This window comes from Microcystis sp. LE19-41.2A (genome assembly GCF_027530405.1).
Lineage (GTDB): Bacteria > Cyanobacteriota > Cyanobacteriia > Cyanobacteriales > Microcystaceae > Microcystis > Microcystis aeruginosa.
In genome coordinates this window covers 1-4,720 of sequence record NZ_JAPZQJ010000072.1, presented here as the reverse complement: position 1 = coordinate 4,720, position 4,720 = coordinate 1, and the positions used below count along the sequence as shown (strand labels likewise).

Below are 4,720 nucleotides of genomic sequence, written 5' to 3'. Positions count from 1 at the left end.
AGAACTTTTCTGACTTTTCTTCAGCTATTTATGAATGTCTGAATGATGCCCATCTGAAACATAAAAAAGAACTGGATTCCTTGCTGACTCTACGATTTCAGAAGTTTAATAAATCTCAGATTATGAACGTCTAAAGTATAGATTGACTTGAAAATTAGGATCGTAAATAGCATAAAGTCCCTGTCCATCATTAGCAACAATAATCTTGCCAGATTTAAGCAATTTATTCTGTTCAACTGTAATTACTTCCCCATTTAAATTAATTATCTTTGAATCATCCTCAGCTTTCAATACCTCCAAGGTTGCCACATCCAGACTATTTCCCTGCACCAACTCCGCAAAAATTGCCCCTCATCTCCCGCGCTATCCACCTGATTAATTTGAGCATCCACATAATGCCCAATTTCTTCTAAAATTACGTTAATTATCGCTGCTGACGAAGCCGTATTTAAAAAAGATGCTGATAGATAAATCTTATTCTTACTACTGGAATATGCACCATTCGCCGTCCCTAAAACCTCATCACTGAGTACCTCAATTGGGGGAAGTTGACTGAAATTTCGACTTTGCCACTGTTGTCGTAATTGCGTCGCCTTAACCACATCATAACTTGTGCCAAAAGCGGTTTCTAAATTCGCCCAAAAACCATCAGATTGAGCGAAATTGAACAAAACATCTTCAACAGGAGGAATAATCGGCAACAGGGTAGAAGTGATGACGGTAACAGCAGAGGTTTATTCCTAACAGTTTTAGCCCAACAAGTGCAAATTTTTCAAGACCCCTGTAACAGAAATTAACATTTATTACAAGAAAACGGGTTTCTAAATAGTTTCTCAAAGAAACCCGTTTTCTCGATAATAGGCTAACTGCTGTTTTATTCACGATAATCCTATTATGCCTAAGATCTACCGTCTTGCCCAAGGTCATTTAAACCTATTGGAAACCTGTCCACCGAGATTTCAAAAAGTCTATCTAGAGGAACTTAACACACCAGCTGACCCTGGGCAATTGCAGCGGCAAGAATGGGGCAGTCAGTTTCACCTATTATTACAGCAGCGGGAATTAGGGCTGCCGATCGCATCTTTATTACGGGAAAATGAACAGTTAGAACATTGTTTAACGGCCCTATTAAAGGCTGCCCCGGCAATTGCCCAAAATCCGGGAGAAACCAATCGAGAAGCGGAACATTGTCGCAGTTTAACTGTGGGTAATTATTTATTAACGGTTATCTATGATTTAATTTTATTAGAGAGCGATCGAGCGGTAATTTTTGACTGGAAAACCTACTTAAAACCGATCGATGCCGACAAACTAGCCAAAAATTGGCAGACGAGACTTTATCTGTATGTTTTGGGAGAAACTTCTGCTTATCCTCTTGATAGTTTATCGATGACCTATTGGTTTGTGCAGTTACCCCGCAGCCCCGAACAAATTACTTTTAACTATAATCGGAAACTACACCAACGGACAGGGCGAGATTTGCGCCGTTTATTGAAGGATCTCGATCGCTATCTATCGGCATACGAAAATGATTTAGTTGATTTTCCCCATCGTCCCGATTGTCAGCTTCATTGTCCCTATTATCTTAGACAAGAGCGATCGGGCCCAATAGACTTACCCTCGCTCGAGGATATCCCTGAAATCAATCCTTTTGTCTAATTATTGCCAATTTTGTCAGATCAGAATTATAAATTCTCAACTCTGAATTCTGAAGATTATTTTTATTTATTCTCCCTTCTCCCCCACTTCGCACTTCCCACTTCCCCACTTCCTAATTCATACTTTGTGCTTTTTGTCAAAAAAACTTTTTTTTTGCAATAAAACTACACAAAAAAAAGATCATCGTTGTGGGTGAAATTGACTAATTTAGCTGTCTTAACTAGGGTCTGCTGAATAAATCTAAAAACCTTGTTGGATAAGACTTTTAGACTTTTTTCCCCTCAAAAAGTGCCAGCCATTGCGGGGATCGGGGGAAAATTCAGGTACTTTTTCCCTGAAAATTAGGTAACTGACTACCTCAAAATCGGTAAAACCCCACACCCCACACCCTGCCCCCACGAAAAACTTTTTCAGCAGACCCTATCTATTTGGGATTTTAATTCGCCGGTGATCATCGCTGTTTACTCGTTCACTGCTTTCAATATTGCAGTAATATTGTACTAAAAATCGAGGTTTCAGGGTGAAAAATGCTATTAGGTACTTAAGTGATTAGCTTTTGTCCCTTGCTTGCCCCACCTCCCACCTCCCCCTTACCTGTACGGACGGGAAAAAAGTTTTTTCGGGTACAGGAAGTATGTAAAATGGAATGTTGATCTTTCTTGGCCTAAACAGCATTTCATGATTTCGAGTAACGACTTTCGGAGCGGTACGACCATCGAGATAGATGGCTCTGTCTGGCGGGTGGTGGAATTCCTGCACGTTAAACCGGGCAAGGGATCGGCCTTCGTGCGAACCAAGTTAAAAAATGTTCAGACCGGCAACGTGGTAGAACGGACGTTCCGGGCGGGGGAAACCTTACCCTCGGCCACGATCGAAAAGCGTACCATGCAGCACACCTACAAAGAAGGCGATCAGTTTGTCTTCATGGACATGGAGACTTTTGAGGAAGCAACTCTCACCCCGGTACAAATGGGCGATCGAGCCAAGTATCTGAAAGAAGGAATGGAAGTCAATATTCTCTTTTGGAATGATCAAGTGTTAGACATAGAATTGCCCACTTCGGTAATCTTGGAAATCACCGATACGGATCCAGGAGTCAAGGGAGATACGGCCACCGGTGGCACGAAACCGGCGATCGTAGAAACGGGAGCGCAGGTGATGGTTCCCCTGTTTATTTCTATCGGTGAAAGGATCAAAGTGGACACTCGGGATGGTTCCTATCTGGGACGGGAATAATTGTGATGAGAAGCCCAGAAATGAGGGCTTAGGGACGGGTTTAGGACTAAAGCCAGTGTTTCTGAGCCTGTTTCCCAAAACTTAGCCGCTAGATGGGAAAAATCGATAGTTTGGTGGGTGCGAATTTGGATTTGTTGCTTTTTATTTGCGAGGGGATTTCAGAGCGGTGACTATTGATTACAACGAAATTCGAGAACTGATCAAAACATTGGCAGCAACGGATATCAGTGAATTTAGCCTGAAAAGTGCAGATTTAGAGCTAAATATCCGCAAAGGAACCGTTAATACTGCCCTTGGGCCTCTCCCCGCTCCCTTGCCGGTGGTGACGGCCCCGGTCGCCGCTCCAGTGGTAGCCGCAGGTCCCACCCCGGTCCCAGAAACCCCCACTGCCGAACCCGTGGCCGCCGCTATGGATAAAAAATGGCTGGCGATTACCTCTCCCATGGTCGGCACTTTTTATCGCGCTGCTGCTCCCGATGAACCCTCTTTCGTGGAAAAAAACGATCGGATCCGTGTCGGACAAACGGTCTGTATCATCGAAGCGATGAAGTTGATGAATGAAATCGAAGCGGAGGTGGCCGGGCAAATCGTCGAAATCGCCGTCGCTAACGGTGAACCGGTAGAATTCGGTCAGACATTAATGTGGGTTAATCCCGAATAGACAGAATGAAAGCTATCCTCATGACCGCCGTGGATGTCCTACAGCTTCAGGAAGTCCCCACCCCGAAAATTAGTCAACCGCATCAGGTTTTAGTAGCATTAAAAGCCGCTGGTGTCAACCCTATTGATACAAAAATTCGTAAACGCGGCACTTTTTACCCCGAGCAAATGCCGGCCATTTTGGGCTGTGACGGGGCGGGAATTGTCGAGGCCGTTGGGGCGGCGGTGCAGGATTTTCGCCCCGGGGATGAAGTGTATTTTTGTAACGGCGGACTGGGCAAGGCCGGCACGGGAAATTATGCTGAATATGCCCTGATCGAGGCGGATTATCTGGCCCACAAGCCGAAATCTCTTTCTTTTGCCGAGGCGGCCGCTGTACCTTTGGTTTTAATCACCGCTTGGGAAGCACTCTATGATCGCGCCCGTCTTCAGTCGGGACAAAGCGTACTTATCCATGGCGGGGCCGGGGGTGTTGGTCATGTCGCGATTCAATTGGCGAAACTGAAGGGGGCTAAAGTTTATACGACGGTGGGAAATAGCGATAAAGAGCGTTTAGTGCGGCAATTAGGGGCAGATTACCCGATTTTATACAAACAAACCGATTTTGTCTCGGCGATACTTCAACAAACCGCAGGGAAAGGAGTAGATGTCGCTTTTGATACGGTGGGAGGGGAAACTTTTGGCCAAACTTGCCGAGCGGTGCGAGTGTACGGCGATATGGTGACGATTTTGGAACCTACGGGCAGCTGGAAGGAAGCGCGCGATCGCAATTTGCGGATTAGTTTAGAATTAATGTTAACCCCGGCTTTGATGGGACTGCCAGAAGCGCAAAAATATCAAACAGAAATTCTCAGACAAGGGGCGCGTTTAATTGATGAGAAAAAGTTAACTATTCATCTCTCCCAAACCTTCCCTTTAGCGGCAGCTATCAGCGCCCATCAACTGCTAGAAACTGGTTCGGTGACGGGGAAAATAGCCCTAATTATTGACTAGAAATCTGCTGGTCACTATTTTCTCTCATAAGCTGCCCGCGTATATAGGGTTGGCTGAATAATGGTAAAACCCTTTTAAAATAAAGCTTTTGACCTGTTAAAGTCCGATGTTCATGCTGCGAAAATAGGATTGGGACGTTCAAAAACCTTGCATTATCCTTCTTGTAGTACAT

At 44.7% G+C, this 4,720-nt stretch carries 5 protein-coding genes and 2 pseudogenes; 5 read left to right on the top strand and 2 right to left on the bottom strand.

What is annotated here, in order from left to right; all coding sequences use genetic code 11:
- Window positions 1-134, top strand: a pseudogene (locus O9290_RS03110) (IS630 family transposase); the annotation flags it as partial.
- A gap of 94 nt (window positions 135-228) precedes the next feature.
- On the opposite strand, the pseudogene O9290_RS03105 reads toward O9290_RS03110, so the two are convergent.
- A pseudogene (locus tag O9290_RS03105) lies at window positions 229-716 on the bottom strand (hemolysin); the annotation flags it as partial.
- Between the two features lie 178 nt (window positions 717-894).
- Between O9290_RS03105 and O9290_RS03100 the strand changes: the two are divergent.
- The 4 genes from O9290_RS03100 (at window position 895) to O9290_RS03085 (ending at window position 4,548) form a co-directional block, all read left to right on the top strand.
- Window positions 895-1,659 carry a PD-(D/E)XK nuclease family protein gene (locus tag O9290_RS03100; protein ID WP_288055588.1) on the top strand — a complete coding sequence of 255 codons (765 nt, stop codon included), beginning with the start codon at window positions 895-897 and terminating at the stop codon, window positions 1,657-1,659.
- A gap of 678 nt (window positions 1,660-2,337) precedes the next feature.
- Window positions 2,338-2,895, top strand: coding sequence for an elongation factor P (gene efp, locus O9290_RS03095; RefSeq protein WP_002762061.1), 558 nt, complete (start codon window positions 2,338-2,340; stop codon window positions 2,893-2,895).
- Between the two features lie 166 nt (window positions 2,896-3,061).
- Window positions 3,062-3,556 (top strand): acetyl-CoA carboxylase biotin carboxyl carrier protein, encoded by a 495-nt coding sequence (gene accB, locus O9290_RS03090; RefSeq protein ID WP_002762059.1) that lies wholly within the window; start codon window positions 3,062-3,064, stop codon window positions 3,554-3,556.
- Window positions 3,557-3,561: 5 nt separating this feature from the next.
- Window positions 3,562-4,548, top strand: coding sequence for a zinc-dependent alcohol dehydrogenase family protein (locus O9290_RS03085; RefSeq protein ID WP_002796399.1), 987 nt, complete (start codon window positions 3,562-3,564; stop codon window positions 4,546-4,548).
- Here the strand turns inward: O9290_RS03085 and O9290_RS03080 are convergent.
- Window positions 4,538-4,720, bottom strand: a 183-nt coding sequence (locus O9290_RS03080) for a hypothetical protein (protein ID WP_288086699.1), incomplete at its 5' end; no start/stop codon positions are given. The two genes, O9290_RS03085 and O9290_RS03080, sit on opposite strands and share 11 nt — an antisense overlap.